We start from the raw sequence: 17,235 nt of genomic DNA, 5'->3' as shown, positions 1-17,235 counted from the left end.
ACGCTTCCGCTTATAGCTGCCAGCTGCCAACCAATAACTGCCAACCAACCAATAACTGCCACATGCCAGACACTCATTTTTCCGCCACCTACCACCTGGGCCAGTACCAGCCCGCCGTTGAGGCTGAAATTGCTACGCTCAACCAGCACGATTTCACTACCCGCTTCTGGCAAAAGGATGCCACGCTGTGGACTCAGGACGCCGAGGCTCAGCAGAGCATTCGCAGCTTCATGGGCTGGCTCCGGACTCCCGAAATCATGCTGGCGGCCGTGGCCGAAATCAAGGCTTTCGTACACGAGGTCAAGCAGGCCGGCTTCCAGCACGTGGTGGTGATGGGCATGGGCGGCAGCACCATGGCCCCGATTGTGTTTAAAAGCTCATTTCACTGGGGCGCGGGCGATTTACCGCTTTCCATCCTCGACACCACCGACCCCGGCACCGTAGCCGCCCTCGAAGCGGAGCTGCCGCTGCGCCACACGCTGTTTATCGTGGCCAGCAAGTCGGGCACCACGGCCGAGCCGCTGGCCTTCGGCGATTATTTCTACGATAAGCTCAAAGCTATTAAAGGCGAGCAGGCGGGGGAGAACTTCGTGGCCATTACCGACCCCGGCTCCAAGTTTGTGGACCAGGCCCGTGCCCAGGGCTACCGGCATATCTTCCTGAATTTCAGCGAAGTAGGCGGTCGCTTTTCGGCGCTTACCTATTTTGGCCTGGTGCCGGCCGCCTGCTACGGTATCAATATCGGTGCCCTGCTGCACGGAGCCGTTCAGATGATGCACGCCTGTGGCTCGCAAGGCCCCGTGGCCGATAATCCGGGCCTGGCCCTGGGAGCAGCGCTGGGCGTGCTGGCCCGGCAGGGGCGCGATAAGCTCACGCTCATCACCCCCGATAACCTGAGCAGCCTGGGCCTGTGGCTGGAGCAGCTGCTGGCCGAAAGCACTGGCAAGCACGGCAAAGGCATTCTGCCCGTAGCCGGCGAGCCGCTGGGCACTCCGCAGGAATATGGTACCGACCGTGTATTCTTGTATATCGGCTACGAGGAGTTTACCGATACGCCCAATCTGCACAAGCTTCAGGCCCTGGAGCAGGCCGGGCACCCGGTCATCATCATCCGCCTGAAGGAAGCCATGGACCTGGGCTCCGAGTTTTACCGCTGGGAGATTGCCGTAGCCGTAGTAGGCATCGTGCTCGGCATCAACCCCTTCGACCAGCCCAACGTGCAGGCCGCCAAAACTGCCACCGATGCGTTGATGAAGGTAGTAACCGAGAAAGGCCAGCTGCCCAGCCCCGGTCAGCCCGCCGCCAGCCAGAATGGCGTAAGCTACTACGCCCCCGTAACGGGCTCCGACGCGGCGGGGGTGCTAGGCGCTTTTTTTCAGCAAGCCAAGCCCGGCGACTTCCTGAGCCTGCAAGCCTACCTCCACGAATCGGAAAAGCTCAATGCCGAGCTGGCCGAGTTTCGCCGCCTGGTGCAGGATAAGCTGCGTATTGCCACTACCTCGGGCTACGGGCCGCGCTTCCTGCACTCTACCGGCCAATACCACAAAGGCGGCCCCAATACCGGCCTGTTTGTGCAGTTCACCGCCGACCACCCGCAGGATTTGCCGCTGCCCGGCCGCACGTACACCTTCGGCACCTTCGAAAATGCGCAGGCGCAGGGCGACCTGGAGGCCCTGCGCAATAACGACCGCCGGGCCCTGCACATTCACCTGGGCCCCAACCCCGAGCAAGGTATGCAAACGGTGCTGGCTGCGCTGCAAGCCGCCCTGGCGCACGTAAGCTAACGCGGGAAAATTTGGGGCAACATCGCGCAATCACCACGCGTACACAAACCCTGGCAGTAGTAAAGTGGCTGGCTTATTCAGGCCAGCCACTTTACTAGTCAGCCTGTTACCCTTCAGATTTATTTCCTGCCGCTTATGAGCTTCTGTACGCTAACTCGTCAATTTGCGGCTGCGGCTGCCCTGCTACTTGCTACCGGCGCGGCCCAGCAGGCACTGGCCCAGGCGCCCGGCTCGGGCGGCCCCGCACCTACCGACCCCACCGCCGTCCCAATTGATGGGGGAGCTTCGCTGCTGCTGGCCGGCAGCGTAGCCTACGGCCTGCGCAAGCTCCGCCAGCGGCGCAAGTAGTTTGCATTTAGCTCGTATCTGTTATAAGCCTGCCTTCTACCCGAAGGTAGGCTTTGCAATTTTAAATATAATAATTTTTTAATATTTAAAATTGCAACTTCTCTAGTATCTGTTTATTCCCAACCAGCTTTCTCCAGCCAGCTGCCGCAGGCCCGCGAAGCAGGTTTGAACTAAATTTGCGCTGCTGGGTTGCCCTTATCAAAGGCATCCGCAGCATTGTGCGCGCCTTTCAACTACCTACTACATTCACTGTTCCGGCTCGCCAGAACTACATATTTAATATATATGGCATTCGACATGATGGGCATGATGAGCAAGGTGAAAGAGCTGCAAGATAAGATGCAGTCGGCCCAGGCTCAGCTTCAGCATCTTACGGCTACCGGCGAGGCCGGCGGCGGCCTGGTAAAAGCCACGGCCAATGGTCACCGCACCCTTACCAAGCTCGAAATTGACCCCTCGCTGCTCACGCCCGAGGACCGTGACATGCTGCCCGACCTTATCGTGGCGGCCGTAAACAAAGCCCTCGAAGCCGTGGCTGAGCAGGCCCGCCAGGAGCTCCAGCGCCAGACCAGCGGCCTGATGCCCAACATCCCCGGCCTCGACCTTGGCAGCTTTGGCGCATAAGTTTAGGGCGCCGAAGCCAAACCAAACGCCTTGACTCCTCTTTCAACCTGTACTGATGTCGCCATTGTAATCCTGAATTACAATGGCGAGCATTTTTTGCGGCGATTTCTGCCCGGCGTGCTGGCTCACGCGGCCGGGGCGCGCGTGGTGGTAGCCGATAATGCTTCGACCGACGACTCTGTGCCCCTGCTGCGCCACGGCTTTCCGCAAGTCGAGCTGCTGCTTTTTGCGGAAAACCTGGGCTTTTGCGAGGGTTACAACCAGGCACTGGCCCAGCTCGAGAGCCCGTTTTTTGTGCTGCTCAATTCCGACGTGGCCGTGCAGCCCGGCTGGCTGCCGCCCCTGCGCGAGCTGCTGCAACACAACCCGCACATTGCCGCTGTGCAGCCTAAAATACTAGCTTACAGCGACCCTGCCTTATTCGAGCACGCGGGCGGCGGCGGTGGCTACCTCGACCGCCTGGCGTATCCCTTTTGCCGGGGTCGGCTCTTCGACACCCTCGAAACCGACCACGGGCAGTACGACGACCCGCGCCCCGTGGCCTGGGCCAGCGGGGCCTGCTGCCTGGTGCGCACCAGCGCCTGGCGCGAGCTGAGCGGCCTGGAACCCGCCTTTTTTGCCCACATGGAGGAAATCGACTTCTGCTGGCGCGCCCAAAATGCGGGCTACGAAATATGGTACCACGGCGGGGCCAGCGTGCACCACGTAGGCGGCGGCACGCTGCCCAAATCGAGCCCGCGCAAAACCTACCTCAATTTTCGCAACGGGCTGGCGCTGCTGTATAAAAACTCAGCTCCCAGCGAGTTGGCCGGTGCTTTTCTACTGCGCCTGGTGCTCGACTGGGTAGCCGGCCTGCGCTTTTTGCTGGCCCGCAACTGGCCAGAGGCCCAGGCCGTAGGCCGGGCCCATCTGCACTTTTTTCAGAAGCTTGGCTATTGGCGGCAGCGGCGGCAGCTCGCCAAGCCGCATTTACGGGTGCGCCAGCGGGCCGGCACCTACGCGGGCAGCGTGGTGTGGGCATATTTTGCCAGGGGCAAAAAGCGCTTTTCAGAATTAATGGAACGCTAAAGGTCCCACACCGTGCTACGCTGCTGGCGCCAGGCCCGGCGGATATTCATCCAGAATACCCCGGCAAAGTACAGCACAATGGGCGAGCCAAACGTAAAGAACGAGGCATACACAAACGACAGCCGGATGCTGCGCGTACTAAAGCCCCAGCGCTGCCCCAGCGCCGAGCACAGCCCAAAGGACTGCGATTCGATAAAGTCGGTAAGGCGGTGCATACGGGTAGTTTTAAGCGGCGCGATGCAACTTTGCCGGGCTAAGATACAACTCAACCAACGGCAAACGTTACGTACCAGCTTACGTTAAGGCGCGAACCGGGTTACTACCCGCCTGGTCTTATTTGTCGTCAATTTTCTTCGATTTGCATTTATACTCAATAAGTAAGCTCTATTTGCCGGGCCTGCTGCTGGCCTGGCTGCTCGCGGGCTGCTCACCGCTGCCCAAGATGCTGCAGCAGGCCGAAGCCGGCCGCCGCGTGTCGGTAGAGCCGGCGCCGCTCACGGCCGTGGGCGAATCGGTACCCTTCGAAGCTACTGCCCGCGTGGCTGGCCGCCACCTGCGCAAAGGGGCCGTGTATGAGGTGCTGCTTACGTATCGCTACGACCATGACCTGCGCCTCGATACCGTGGGCCGGCTCTCCTTTGCGCAGGGCGAGTTTACCTACGACGACTCGGTGAAGGGCCGCCTCGTGAGCCGCCGCCGCTTTACCATTGCCAACACGCCGGGGCGCTCGCCGGGCCAGCTGCTGGCCCGGGGCCAGGTGCGCGAGCTAAAGCCCCACGGCAAAAGCCTCACGGCAAAAACCGAAACCCTGGTAGCTCGCGGCATTGCCGACCCCGCCCGCCGCGTGGTGCTGGAAGACACGCTGCTGGCGCTGCTGCCCGAGCACGCCACTAATACCATGAGCGGCACCCGCACGCTGCCGCTGTATTTCGACCAGGGCCAGTGGTTTATCCGCTCGCACCTGGGCACCAATATCGCGGCCCTCGAAGACCTGATTGACCAGAATCAGCATACCCAGCGGGTGCTCATCGCGGCCGGCCACTCGCCCGATTCGCTCGATGCGCACAAGCCGCAGCTGGCCAGCAAGCGCGTAAAAATGCTGCTTTACTACTACAAGCAGCGCGTAAAAGGCTTTTCGTATCTCAATAAGGTAGAAGATATTACCTTCGACACCCTGGCCTACCGCAATAGCTGGGAGCTGCTGCTCAACCAGGTGCAGAACTCGGTGCTGAAGCCCGCCCAGCAGGATTCAGTAGTGAGCATCATCAACGACACGCACGGCACCTTTGCCCAGAAGGAGAAGGCGCTGCACAAGCTCAGCTACTTCGATTATCTGGAAGATTATATATATCCGGTGCTGCGCTGGGGCACCGTGGCTGTCACGTATACTGCGCCGCCGCGCTACGATTCGGAGGTATATATCCTGAGCAAGAAAATTCTCGCTAAAGAAGCCGATATCGACGCCCTTACGCCCGAGGAGCTGCGCTACTCGGCCACGCTCACCCCGCTGCTGGCCGAAAAGCAGCGCATCTACGAGCTGGCCGCGGCCAGCACGGCGCGCTGGGAGGCATTCTACAACCTGGGCACGGTGCTGGCCCTGCGCGCCGAAAAGGAAGTATCGCTGCGGGTGCAGCAAAACTATTACCACCGGGCGGCCGTCAACTTTACGCTGGCGGCCCACCGCCATCCCACGGCCGAGCTGTTTTACCGTGCCGCCTCGGCCCACCACCACGCCCAGGAGCGCCTGGAAGCCTTGCAGGACTACGACTATGCCATTAAGCTGGGTGGCGCCCGCAATATATTACGCAAGGTATTTTCCGACAAGGCCGCGCTGGAAATTCAGGTGGGCCAGCCCGACCAGGCGCTCACCAGCCTGCGCCTGGCCGGCCCTAGCTACCAGAACTACATGAACCAGGGGCTGCTGCTGGTGCAGCGTGGGGCCTACGATGCCGCCGCTGCCCAGTATCAGCTGGCGCTCGACCTGCGCCCGCAGGCCGCCGCCCCGCACTATGGCTTGGCCGTGGCGGCCGCCCGCCGCCACGACGAGCCCGCCCTGGCCGATGAGCTGCGCAAAGCCATCCACCTCAACCGCGCCCTCGCCACCCAGGCCGTAGAAGACCTGGAGTTTCAGGACTATGCCCAAGGCAAGGCCTTTCGGGAAGCGCTGAAGTAGAACAAGTATCTGTCTTGTTGCTGGCCCCGTCAGTCATTGCGAGCCTGCGAAGCAATCGCACCGGCACGATACCCAAACGATTTCGTTCTGCTGCGATTGCTTCGCAGGCTCGCAATGATAGACGTTTTATAGTCCTCGATTCCCAATTCTTGCTTCCCTATCGTAGCTTTGCGTACCGGCCGTGTGCCGGCTTTTGCTAGTCTATTGATGCGTACCATTCAATTCCGTGAGGCCCTGCGTGAGGCCATGAGCGAAGAAATGCGCCGCGACCCGTCGGTTTTCCTGATGGGCGAGGAAGTGGCCGAGTACAACGGCGCCTACAAGGTGAGCCAGGGAATGCTCGATGAGTTTGGGCCGGAGCGCGTGATTGATACCCCGATTGCCGAGCTGGGCTTTGCCGGCATTGGTGTGGGCGCGGCCGCCAACGGCCTCAAGCCGATTATCGAGTTTATGACCTTCAACTTCTCGTTGGTGGCTATTGACCAGGTGATTAACTCAGCTGCTAAAATCTATTCCATGTCGGGCGGGCAGTACTCCTGCCCCATCGTATTTCGCGGGCCCACCGGCAACGCCGGGATGCTCAGCAGCCAGCACTCGCAGAACTTTGAGAACTGGTACGCCAACTGCCCCGGCCTGAAGGTGGTGGTGCCGTCGAACCCGTACGACGCGAAGGGGCTGATGAAAGCCGCCATCCGCGACCCCGACCCCGTTATTTTCATGGAGTCGGAGCTGATGTACGGCGACAAGGGCGAGGTGCCCGAAGAAGAATACATTCTCGAAATCGGCAAGGCCAACATCGTGCGCGAAGGCAAGGACGTGACCTTGGTGAGCTTCGGCAAAATGATGAAGCTGCTCTACACCGCCGCCGACGAGCTGGCCAAGGAAGGCATTTCGGCCGAGGTAATCGACCTGCGCTCGGTGCGCCCCATCGACTACGATACGCTCATCAACTCGGTGAAGAAAACCAACCGCATGGTGGTAATTGAGGAAGCCTGGCCGCTGGCCAGCATCTCGGGCGAGCTGGCCTACATGGTGCAGCGCCGCGCATTTGACTACCTCGATGCCCCGGTTATCCGCATCACCTGCGCCGACGTACCGCTGCCCTACGCGCCTACCCTCATCGAAGCGTCGCTGCCCAATGTAGCCCGTATTCTGAAGGCGGTGAAGGAAGTAACCTACGCCAAGGCATAGCTTCGCCCAGGGCACTCAGTAAACACGAACAAGAACGCCTTGCTGCACACTGTGCCGCAAGGCGTTCTTGCATTCAGGCATTTAGCTGTCTACTTCGTATCAAGCGCCTCGCCGCTGTCGTCGGCCGATAATACGGGGGCTTTTTTGGGCGCGCCGGCTTTGGCCGCGGCCGAGTGCTGCGCCTTGCTGGTGGAAGCGCTCACTTTATCGGCGGCTTTTTTGGTAGTGCCGGCTGCTTTGGCAGCAGAACTCGCGGCTGGTTTTTTAGCGGCCGGCGCTTTGGGGGCGGGCTTAGCAGCGGCTTTGGCTTTGCTGGCCGGCGCGGCTTTTTTGTCGTCGGCTCCCAGGCCCACGCGCTCGCGCAGGCCGTCGGTGAGGTTCTTGAACTGCTTTTCGAGGTCCGTGCGCTTGGTTTCGCCGCTTTTCAGCAGGTCTTCCATTATTTTTTTACCTTCCTGCTCCGAAAGCTTGCTCTCCTTTACCAGCTTTTCGATGGCCGTTTGCACGGCCTTGTTGCCCTGCGAGAGAAACCCGACGCCGGTGTTGATGAATTTCTTAAACAGGTCATCCATGAGTGAAAAGGGTAAAGAGTGAAGAGTGAAGAAATTGAACGTGAACACCTTGTCTCGCTACAATAGTAGGCTTGCCTACTACCTGCCGTAAACTTACGTGCCCCAGGCGCGGCAACACCCCAAGGTACGGTTTTTAAAGCTGGAAGTACGCCGGCCGCTGATTAACAGGGCTGAACAGCGGAGTTATCAGGTCGGGAAATGCTGCTGCCTTTCTAGCCATGACACCCGAGAGCAGGAAACCAATCAATTCTTAATATTTATTATTTAATATATATTTTATAATTAATATTACCCCAGCTTTTCACGCCCCAGCTTGTTATCCCGGTAGCCTTTGATGGCCAGCGGCACCCAGCCTAGCACCGGAATAAAATAGGCGATTATGAGCGGGTTGCGCCAAATCATTTTCCAGAACGACCCCGGCTTATCGAGCTGCATATCGAAGTCGCGCTCGCCGTTTTTGACGAAGCGGCGCTCAAACTCGGTAAAGACGGCCGGCCAGGCGAACGGCAGGAAAAACGGGAAAAAGCGCCGGTTTTCCTGCATGCGCTGCCAAAGCTCGCGCCAGCGGTAGGGGTGCTGGCCATGAGCGGCCACGGCGGCATCCATTTCGCCCTGCATACGCTGGCGAATCTGCTCACTGATAGCCAGCAGCTCATCGCGGCTTAGCTCATCGTGCTTTTTAGCAGTAAGTTCGGTAGGCCGGATGCGGGTGCCCATTACGTAGGTAAGCTGGGCGGGCAGGGCCAGGTAAAACGCCCAGGGCTGAATAATGACCAGCAGCAGCAGCAGCGTAATGGGCAGGAACGGAATGCCGATTTTTTTGGTCAGCCGGTTTATCCAGTCAAAGCTGTAGGCGTAGGGGTTGAGGTACTCGGCGTTGATGGTGTAAAACGGCATAATATCGGTGCCGTGCATCAGGCTGAGCCTCAGCATACTGGTAGCCAGGCGCTGCAGCTGGTACTTGCGATTGAAGCCCTTGCCGATGCCCGGCACCCCTTCGGGATAAAGCATCAGGTTGTGGTCCTGGTAGTACATCATGGTTTCGAAGTTGAGCGTGGTGGCATCCACGCTGCCGCACTTCTTCCAGAAGTCCGTGATGAGGTAGGGGTTCATCAGCCTGGTAGCCGAAAGCATGGGCGCCGATAGCGGCCGGGGCAGGTCGCGCAGGGTGCCACGGGTGCGCAGCAGGTAGCGCCACAGGTGCGAGAGCGAGATAATGGCATCCCAGGGGAAGGCCATACCCGAATGATTGGAAGCAAAAATGAGCGGCCGGTCCGGGTTGTTGCGCTGCGGAAACGGCTCAAAGCCTACCAGCCGCGAGCGAAACCACACCCGGTCGAGCAGCTGCAGGATATTATCGTCGAGCGTCTGGGTAAACTCTTCCCGGAAATAATCGCTGTAGATGTGCTGATTGGCCTGGATAAGCGGGGGAGGCAGGGTATCGGGCACGGCAGCGGCAGACATAGCAGAAAATTAAGCAGCCGCGAAAGATAGGATTGTAACGACGAATGACTGAGGGTCAGTCTGCAAAATCATATTTGCCGCTTGAGCTTTACGCTGGCCGGATGCAGCTCGCCATCGGCGCGGCGCAGCACCATAAACAGCACCCGGCCATCCTGCGAGTGCAGCAGGCGGCTCAGCTCCGTAATGGAAATATTCGTGAGTGGCATAAAATTGATGCTGACCAGCTCTTCGCCTTCCATAATACCCGCTGAGGCCGCCGGGGAGCCGGGCACCACGCGCTGCACCAGGAAGCGATGGTAGCCGGGGCCGGCCGCCAGCAGGTCGAGGCCGCACATATCGTGCTCGAAAGGGTCGTGCAGCTCCGGAGTGGGCCGCAGCAGCAGGCGGCCATGTGGGTAGTCGATAACGGCCGTGAAGCGCTTGAGGACCTCAAAGCCCAGGCTGCCATTGCGCGAGCGCTCGGTGCCGGTGAGGCGGCCGTGCACCTGTGTAGAGTCGGGAAACGAGGTAAGGACCTGCGGCAGCTGGTAGCGCCCCAGGTGCATAGTGGCCACGCGCCCCAGCGAGCCGCTGATAAGCCCCGTGAGCCCCCGGCCCAGGTCGGTGCGCAGGCAGGTAGGCGGCAGGCTCAGGCGCTGGTCGGAAGTCGTTTCGAGGCTAAGCGCGTGGCCCGCGCCGGTATCGAGCAGCAGGCGTAGGGGCAGGTCGGTGCTGCCGGCAGTTGCCGTAAGCTGCTGCACGCTGGCCGTCAAGTATGCCTTATTGTTGTCGAGGGTAAGCGGCAGCGTGGTCCAGCGCCGGCCTTTGGGGGCTTTGTAGTAAGCCGGGTCACAGAGCTCGAGCTGCTGCTGCCCCGAATAAATAGTAACCACGAACGAGCGAAAGAGGTCGGCCCCGATAATGCCGTGCACGGGCATTCCCACGTAGCCCGAGAGGTCGAGCACATCGCTGCTGAGCACCAGCCAACTCATATCCGCGGCTTCGGCTCCGGCTACTTTCACGCGCACATTGGTTGCCTCATAAGCCCGCAGGCCGCTGTCGGCACCCCCTACGCCCAGGAGCTTGTACTGGGCTCCGTGCATCAGGCCCAGCGAGTCGGCCAGCTGTGGGTCGGTAACCAGGCTGGCGCTTACCCCGGTATCGAGCAAAAAATTGTAAGGCCCGCAGCCATTAAGGAAGGCCGATATAATTAGCAGGTTGCGCTGGGAGGTAAAGGGCAGCCGCACCTTATGGCAGCCCGGCTTGGTGAGTCGAAACGGGGCCCCAGGCGCTTGGGCAGCGCACAGGCGCGGGCCGGCCGACAGCAGCAAAAGCGCAGCTATCAGTCGCCAGCCTACCCAGCACGGGCAGCTCCACCTAAACAACACGCGAACTCGCATGGCCCCCGGCATACTTTAGCCTGTGAAAGGCTAAATATACAACGGTTTAGCAGCTTTAGCAAGCCCTTTACCGGTAAGCTTTTCGGCAGCACTTACCGCAGCAAATACAGCACTGCTTGCCTCCTGAACCCGGGGCTATCCGGGATGCTGCCAGTGGCCCGCCGGGTCGTAGTGCAGGGCCCCGGCGCCAATAGTGAGCGGCGCCGCCAGGTTGTTGCGGTAGAGCTGCCCGGTGCCCAGGCCCTGGGCAAAATCACCCACCGCGTACTCGCCCGTAAGCTGCGCCACGGCGTTGAGACCGATGTTCGATTCCAGCGCCGAGGTTATCCACCAGGCTATACCCCGGGCTTCGGCCAGCGCTATCCAGCGGCGGGTAGCGGCGTGGCCTCCCAGCAGCGTGGGCTTGAGCACCAGGTAGGGCGGGCGCACCTCCTCAAGCAGGGCCTGCTGGCGGGCCGGCTCGGTAAGGCCAATCAGCTCCTCATCGAGCGCAATGGGGATGGGCGACTCGCGGCAGAGCGTAGCCAGCGCCGACCACTGCCCGGCTTTGATAGGCTGCTCGATGGAGTGAATGTGAAAGCGGGACAGCGCGGCGAGCTTGGCGGGCGCCTCGGCGGGCGCAAAGGCACCATTGGCATCCACGCGCAACACCAGCTGTGCGGGGCCGGCCTCGGCTCTTATCTCAGCCAGCAGCTCCAGCTCGGTGGCAAAATCGAGGCTACCGATTTTAACTTTCAGGCACCCGTAGCCAGCAGCCAGCTTCTGCCGAATCTGCTCGCGCATGAAAGCGGCATCGCCCATCCACACCAGGCCGTTGATGGGCAGGGCGGCCCGCCCCTGGCTAAAGTCGTTGGCATACAGCTGCTGCCGCCCACCGCCGGCCAGGTCGAGCACGGCGGTTTCGAGGGCGAAGCGCAGCGCAGGCAGCTGGGCGGGCACCAGCGCGGCGGCCGCGGCGGCCGTTAGCTCATCGTGCCGGGCTTGGTTGAACTGCTGGCAAAATTGCGCAACAACCTCTTCAAAATCAGCCCGGTAATCGAGACTCAGACCTTCGAGCGGCGCGGCTTCGCCCCACCCGGTTACCTCAGGCTGCTGCTTGTGGTGCAGGCCGAGGTAATAAGCTACGTGCTGGCTGAGCGCGCCGCGCGAGGTGCGGGCCGGAAAGTTGAAGTGCAGCACCCGCCGCTGGTAGGTTAGAGTCAGCATGGTGCAAAGGTGCAGCCCAGCAGGGCTATGCGGCGTCAGAACCAGGCTTACTGGGACCGCGGCGGCTTATCTGGCCCCCTTTGCGGCCCGCGGCGCGTGCCTCCTCCGACGAAAAGCGGTGGCCCCGGCCACTTTCGTGCGAGGCCCGACCGCCTTCGCTGGCAATGCGCCGCTGCTGCTCGGGCGACATGGCCGCGAAGCCGCGGCGGCTTTTTTCACCAATGCGCCGGGCCGGACGCTTGGGCTGCTTGGCAGTAGGAAGGGAAGCGGGCGCAGTAAAATCAACACCAGTCGTACTCATAAACAACAACTTACTAAGCAAGGAAAAACCGGTCGAAACCATTTGGATGGCTACCACTACCGGCGGCTAGTGCAAACCACCTTAGCATGCGGTAAATTCCTTAGCGTTACTTTTTTCTTGGCTATTTTCATATTATTCAGCGGCCCGTAGCGCGTCAGCTTCACTGAACGCGGCCGGGCCGCCCCAGCCGGCCGGTTTTGGGCCGGGGCGCGTAACCCTGCGCCGGTCGGCGCGGTTACAAGGGTGGCTCGTCTGCTACCTTACTTTTTAGCTTCCATCTATGGCTTCTGCTGCCTCGCTTCTCCCCTCTCCCGCCGTAGCGCCTGGCGCTGTGGCCGGCTTACCGGCTCACTATCAGGCCGTGCGGGCCCAGTCGGTAGCGCTGGTGCAGCCGCTGCTGCCCGAAGACACGGTGGTGCAGCCCACCCTCGACGTGAGCCCGCCCAAGTGGCACCTGGCCCACACTACCTGGTTTTGGGAGACGTTTCTGCTCAAGCAGTTTTTGCCCGGCTACGCGGTATTTCACCCCGATTACGCCTTTTTATTCAACTCTTACTATAATTCGCTCGGCTCCAGAGTAAATCGGGCCGACCGCGGTACGCTCTCGCGCCCGCCGCTGGCCGATGTGTATCGCTACCGCGCCTACGTCGACGAGCACATGGCTAGGCTGCTGGCTGGCCTGAGCGAACTACCCCTCACGGCCACCGAGCTGGTCGAGCTGGGCCTGCACCACGAGCAGCAGCACCAGGAGCTGCTGGCAACCGATATTAAATATATCCTGAGCACCAACCCGCTGGCTCCGGCTTATATAGAAAATTTTGAATATAATAAAAGCTTCTTACCTTCCCTTGAGGCCAGCGACTTTTCCAGCCCCGGCGCTACGGCGCGGCCCGCTGCCTGGCTGCCGGTGCCCGGCGGAATCTACAGCATTGGTCACCAGGCGGCCGGCTTTTCATTTGACAACGAATTGCCGGTGCACGAAGTATTGGTGGCGCCTTTCGAGCTGCAAAACCGGCTCGTGACCAACGCCGACTATCTGCAATTTATCGAGGCGGGCGGCTACCAGCAGTTTCAGTTCTGGCTCGGCGAGGGCTGGGATTTAGCTAGCCGCGAGGGTTGGACGGCCCCGCTCTACTGGTCGAAAAATGCGGAGGGCCAGTGGCTGCGCTATGGCCCTACCGGCCTGGAGCCGCTTAAGCTGGCGGCGCCCGTTTCGCACATTAGCTTCTACGAAGCCGATGCGTATGCCCAGTGGGCCGGCGCCCGCCTGCCTACCGAGGCCGAATGGGAAACCGCGGCCCGCCACTTTAAGGCCACGCCCCAGGGCGGCAACTGGCTCGAAAGCGGCTACTTCGACCCGCAGCCGCTCGCCGCCGACGCCGACCCCACGCAGTGCCACCAGCTGCTCGGCGACTGCTGGGAGTGGACGTATTCGGCCTACCACCCCTACCCCGGCTATCAGCGCGCCGCCGGGGCGCTGGGCGAGTACAACGGCAAGTTTATGCTAAACCAGCTGGTGCTGCGCGGCGGTTCGTGCGCCACGCCCGAGAGTCATATCCGGGTGAGCTACCGCAATTTCTTTCATGCCGACAAACGCTGGCAGTTTACTGGGCTGCGGCTGGCGCGGTAGCAGAGCCAAAATCGCCGGTTATGGCAACGATTAATCTGCGGCTCAGCTCTTTTCCGACGTCAGCCATTTTTCCACTCGCAGGGGCTGGTACTGGGTCATGGCATCGAGCAGGGCCGTCGCGTTGGCATTTTGTAATACCTGCTTGCGATTTTCCGTGCGTACAAAGCCTTCGCTCACCATGTGGTCGCAGAGGCCAAGCAGCTGGTCGTAGAAGCCCGCTACATTGAGCAACGCAATGGGCTTGGCGTGCAGGCCCAGCTGGCCCCAGGTCAGCACCTCAAACAACTCTTCGAGCGTGCCGAAGCCGCCGGGCATGGCAATAAAGCCTTCGGCCAGGTCGGCCATCAGCAGCTTGCGCTGGTGCATGGTTTCGACTACGTGCAGTTCGGTGCAGCCCTTGTGCGCCAGCTCCTTATCGGCCAGAAAGCCGGGAATAACCCCGATAACCTTACCGCCTTCGGCCAGCACGGCATCGGCGATAACGCCCATCAGGCCCACGCAGCCGCCGCCGTACACCAGGGTAATACCGCGCCGGGCCAGCTCGCGGCCCAGCTCCTGGGCCTGCTGGGTATATACTTCCTGGTTGCCGCTGCTGGAGCCGCAGTACACTGCTATGCTACGCATTTTTATTAGTACACTAATTTTCTGATTCTAGTTTTTTAGCGACATCTGATAGCCATGTCACATCTCCTTGACGTGCCCAATTATCTGGCCCTGCAAAAGCATAATCAGCGGCAAACAAATTGGGGGCGAATTTAGCACATATCACATTACAAAGTCCCGAGAGAGAGTAAACCTGATTATTGAAAAGCCATTCAACTTGATTTTCATCCAGCAGTTTTGCAAGGCGGGCATCATGCGGAACTTGTTTCAATACGTTTTTCGGCAACCTTATTAATTCAAGTATACTCCCAGAATGCAGATAATTAGCGGCTAAGAGCGTTGGCAATGTGCGTGCTCTTCGTTTTTGAGTTTCTAATTGTTTTTCTGCCTTCTCTTCTTTCTCACGTTTCTTAACCACGTATTCAGTCGCGGATGGTAAGGGAAGTATCTGTTGAATTTCAAGCAGAACATTACCTTCTACCTTATATGGTTCTACTGAAAGACAACGTATATCCAGGCCCCGTTCGTTTAACCACAAAACAGTAGTTGTCATTTCTTTAGAAAAACTTGGTGCCATCAATATAATACGCGGCTTATCTGATATAAGAACTTCATCACTACTGGCTACACCCAGAAAATCCAGTATTTTTTGCTCAGCCTGTGCCTCATTAATATCCTGTTGTTGCGCACTAGACGAATTTTTAATCATATTCTTGTATGCTTCTACCACCTGAGGAAAATCCACAGTGGAAAGCATGGCCGCATAGCGCAGTGCTTGTAGCTCCATATGGCCTCCCTCCTCTACTCGCTTTAATTCAATAACTACCAGATTTGCCTTTCTATCTAGTGCCAACAAATCCACCCTTCGTTTACTTTCTTGCCAATTGCTGAATTCTTCAGCAAACACAAATAGGTCGGGACTAATAGCTTCAGAATTATTACGCAACAGAACTTGGAGGTCTTGGCGCTCTTTTAAACCTAACTCTGCGAAACCACTAGCAGCAACACGCGTGAGCTGTCCCTGTTGACCTACCCGGAAAAAAGCCATATTATGATAGTATTGTTTTGAGCAACAAATATTTACATGCGCTCGGGCACGTCGATGCCGAGCAGGCCGAGGGTGGTTTTGATGGTTTCGGCCGTTTTGGCCGAGAGCGCCACGCGGAAGGCTTTTTTCAGCGGGTCAGTTTCGGCAAAAATCGGCACTTCGGTATAAAAGCGGTTGTAGCTCTTGGCTACGTCGTAGGCATACTGCGCCACCACGGCCGGCGAGAGCGTGCGGGCCGCTTCGGCCACCACGCCCGCGTAGCCGGCCAGCTGCTGAATAAGCTCCTGCTCAGTGGGTTGCAGCTCGCCCAGCTGGCTGAAATCGCTGGTTTCTTCCACACCCTGCTCCAGCGCCTTGCGGCGGATAGACGATATACGCGCGTAGCTATATTGAATAAAAGGACCCGTGTCGCCTTCCAGCCGCACCGATTCTTCGGGGTTGAAAAGCATGCGCTTTTTGGGGTCCACTTTCAGCAGGTAGTATTTCAGTGCGCCCAGGCCCAGCGTGTGGTAGAGCTGCATTAATTCCTCGTCGCCCAGGCCTTTGGTTTTGCCTTTTTCAAGGGTAGCGGCTTTGGCGGCTTCCTCTACTTCTTTCACCAGCTCATCGGCATCGACTACGGTACCTTCGCGGCTTTTCATCTTGCCCGAGGGCAAATCGACCATGCCGTAGCTGAGGTGATGGATGGCGTCGGCGTAGGGCTTGCCCAGCTTTTTGAGCGTGGCTTGCAGCACCTGCATGTGGTAGTTCTGCTCGTCGGCGATGACGTAGATGCTGCTGTCGTAGCCGAAATCCTGGTATTTCAGCTCGGCTGTGCCCAGGTCCTGGGTGATGTAGACGCTGGTACCGTCGGCGCGCAGCAGCAGCTTTTCGTCAAGGCCTTCGGCCTGCAGGTCAACCCACACCGAGCCGTTTTCTTTCTTGAAGAACACGCCCTTTTGCAAGCCTTCCTCCACGCGCTCCTTGCCCAGCAGGTAGGTACCCGACTCGTAATAAAACTTATCGAAATCAACGCCGATGTTGGCGTAGGTGGCGTTGAAGCCGTCGTATACCCAGCCATTCATGCGGTGCCAGAGGGCCATCACGTCCTCGTCGCCGGCTTCCCAGGCTTGCAGCATCTGCTGCGCTTCGAGCATCAGCGGGGCCTGTTTTTTAGCGATTTCGTTGGCTACGCCTTCGGCTTCGAGCTGCTTTATTTCTTCGCGGTAGTGCTTCTCAAACAGCACGTAGTACTTGCCAGCCAGGTGGTCGCCTTTGATGCCCGCGCTCTCGGGCGTTTCGTCGTGGCCGAAGCGCTGGTAGGCAATCATCGACTTGCAGATGTGGATGCCCCGGTCATTCACCAAGTTCACCTTTGCCACAGTGGCGCCGGTGGCTTTCAGAATCTCGGCCACGCTGTAGCCCAGAAAGTTGTTGCGCAAGTGGCCCAGGTGCAGGGGCTTGTTGGTGTTGGGCGACGAGTACTCGACCACCACCCGCTGCGGGCCGCCCGTGGGCACGGGCGTACCGGCCGGCCGGCGGTAGAGCTCACCAAATAGCTTGAGCCACTCGGCATCGGCGATTTCAATATTCAGAAAACCCTTTACTACGTTGTAGCCGCGCACGGCGGGCGCGTGGGTTTTCAGCCACTCGCCCAGGGCCTGGCCAATTTGCTCCGGGCCTTTGCCAAAGGCCTTGGTGAGCGGAAACGTGACGAGGGTAAAGCTGCCGGCAAACTCCTTGCGGGTGGGCTGGAGCACGAGGCTGGCGGCGGGAATCTCCTGATTGAAAACGGCCTGCGCGGCCGCTTGCAGGGCGGTTTTTAGGGTTTGTTCAAGCTGTTGCACGAGGGCAAAGGTACGCAG

Annotated in this window: 16 protein-coding genes; 7 read left to right on the top strand and 9 right to left on the bottom strand. The window is 59.5% G+C overall.

Annotated features, from left to right (window positions below; all coding sequences use genetic code 11):
* Positions 1–62: 62 nt before the first annotated feature.
* The 4 genes from F6X24_RS09715 to F6X24_RS09700 all read left to right on the top strand — a co-directional run bounded on the left by F6X24_RS09715 (position 63) and on the right by F6X24_RS09700 (position 3,824).
* A complete protein-coding gene (locus tag F6X24_RS09715; protein WP_151087803.1) occupies positions 63–1,784 on the top strand; it encodes a hypothetical protein in 1,722 nt (573 codons plus the stop codon).
* A 135-nt stretch (positions 1,785–1,919) separates the two neighbouring features.
* Entirely contained in the window at positions 1,920–2,132 is a 213-nt protein-coding gene (locus F6X24_RS09710) for a PID-CTERM protein-sorting domain-containing protein (RefSeq protein ID WP_151087802.1), read from the top strand.
* 285 nt (positions 2,133–2,417) lie between these two features.
* Complete coding sequence (locus F6X24_RS09705) at positions 2,418–2,756, top strand: YbaB/EbfC family nucleoid-associated protein (protein ID WP_151087801.1); 339 nt, start codon at positions 2,418–2,420, stop codon at positions 2,754–2,756.
* Between the two features lie 30 nt (positions 2,757–2,786).
* On the top strand, positions 2,787–3,824 hold the full coding sequence (locus F6X24_RS09700; RefSeq protein ID WP_229725013.1) for a glycosyltransferase family 2 protein: 1,038 nt from the start codon (positions 2,787–2,789) through the stop codon (positions 3,822–3,824).
* Here F6X24_RS09700 and F6X24_RS09695 read toward each other — a convergent pair.
* A complete protein-coding gene (locus tag F6X24_RS09695) occupies positions 3,821–4,039 on the bottom strand; it encodes a PspC domain-containing protein (RefSeq protein WP_151087800.1) in 219 nt (72 codons plus the stop codon). The genes F6X24_RS09700 and F6X24_RS09695 overlap by 4 nt on opposite strands.
* A 122-nt stretch (positions 4,040–4,161) precedes the next feature.
* Between F6X24_RS09695 and F6X24_RS09690 the strand changes: the two genes are divergently transcribed.
* Together F6X24_RS09690 and F6X24_RS09685 are read left to right on the top strand one after the other, a co-directional pair.
* Positions 4,162–5,997: a tetratricopeptide repeat protein gene (locus F6X24_RS09690; RefSeq protein ID WP_151087799.1), complete on the top strand. Its 1,836-nt coding sequence runs from the start codon at positions 4,162–4,164 to the stop codon at positions 5,995–5,997.
* A gap of 207 nt (positions 5,998–6,204) precedes the next feature.
* The gene (locus F6X24_RS09685; protein ID WP_151087798.1) at positions 6,205–7,188 is read left to right on the top strand and encodes a pyruvate dehydrogenase complex E1 component subunit beta; all 984 of its coding nucleotides are present in this window, start codon (positions 6,205–6,207) and stop codon (positions 7,186–7,188) included.
* Positions 7,189–7,277: 89 nt separating this feature from the next.
* On the opposite strand, the gene F6X24_RS09680 is transcribed toward F6X24_RS09685, so the two are convergent.
* The 5 genes from F6X24_RS09680 to F6X24_RS09660 form a co-directional block, all read right to left on the bottom strand.
* Complete coding sequence (locus F6X24_RS09680) at positions 7,278–7,760, bottom strand: phasin family protein (protein WP_151087797.1); 483 nt, start codon at positions 7,758–7,760, stop codon at positions 7,278–7,280.
* Positions 7,761–8,048: 288 nt separating this feature from the next.
* The gene (locus tag F6X24_RS09675; RefSeq protein ID WP_151087796.1) at positions 8,049–9,224 is read right to left on the bottom strand and encodes a lysophospholipid acyltransferase family protein; all 1,176 of its coding nucleotides are present in this window, start codon (positions 9,222–9,224) and stop codon (positions 8,049–8,051) included.
* Between the two features lie 68 nt (positions 9,225–9,292).
* On the bottom strand, positions 9,293–10,534 hold the full coding sequence (locus tag F6X24_RS09670) for an aspartyl protease family protein (RefSeq protein WP_191906273.1): 1,242 nt from the start codon (positions 10,532–10,534) through the stop codon (positions 9,293–9,295).
* Positions 10,535–10,738: 204 nt separating this feature from the next.
* A complete protein-coding gene (menC, locus tag F6X24_RS09665; RefSeq protein WP_151087794.1) occupies positions 10,739–11,809 on the bottom strand; it encodes an o-succinylbenzoate synthase in 1,071 nt (356 codons plus the stop codon).
* A 25-nt stretch (positions 11,810–11,834) separates the two neighbouring features.
* Positions 11,835–12,110, bottom strand: coding sequence for a KGG domain-containing protein (locus F6X24_RS09660; protein ID WP_151087793.1), 276 nt, complete (start codon positions 12,108–12,110; stop codon positions 11,835–11,837).
* A 280-nt stretch (positions 12,111–12,390) separates the two neighbouring features.
* Here F6X24_RS09660 and egtB point away from each other — a divergent pair, with 280 nt between their 5' ends.
* Complete coding sequence (egtB, locus tag F6X24_RS09655; RefSeq protein ID WP_151087792.1) at positions 12,391–13,740, top strand: ergothioneine biosynthesis protein EgtB; 1,350 nt, start codon at positions 12,391–12,393, stop codon at positions 13,738–13,740.
* 42 nt (positions 13,741–13,782) lie between these two features.
* On the opposite strand, the gene F6X24_RS09650 is transcribed toward egtB, so the two are convergent.
* From F6X24_RS09650 to argS, 3 genes are read right to left on the bottom strand one after another with little or no spacing between them, the layout of a single operon-like run.
* On the bottom strand, positions 13,783–14,364 hold the full coding sequence (locus tag F6X24_RS09650; RefSeq protein ID WP_151087791.1) for an LOG family protein: 582 nt from the start codon (positions 14,362–14,364) through the stop codon (positions 13,783–13,785).
* A 13-nt stretch (positions 14,365–14,377) separates the two neighbouring features.
* Entirely contained in the window at positions 14,378–15,391 is a 1,014-nt protein-coding gene (locus F6X24_RS09645; protein ID WP_151087790.1) for a PDDEXK family nuclease, read from the bottom strand.
* 32 nt (positions 15,392–15,423) lie between these two features.
* Entirely contained in the window at positions 15,424–17,217 is a 1,794-nt protein-coding gene (argS, locus tag F6X24_RS09640; RefSeq protein ID WP_151087789.1) for an arginine--tRNA ligase, read from the bottom strand.
* Positions 17,218–17,235: the final 18 nt, after the last annotated feature.

The sequence above is a fragment of the Hymenobacter baengnokdamensis genome (genome assembly GCF_008728635.1).
Classification (GTDB): domain Bacteria; phylum Bacteroidota; class Bacteroidia; order Cytophagales; family Hymenobacteraceae; genus Hymenobacter; species Hymenobacter baengnokdamensis.
This window is presented reverse-complemented; position numbering and strand designations above follow the sequence as displayed.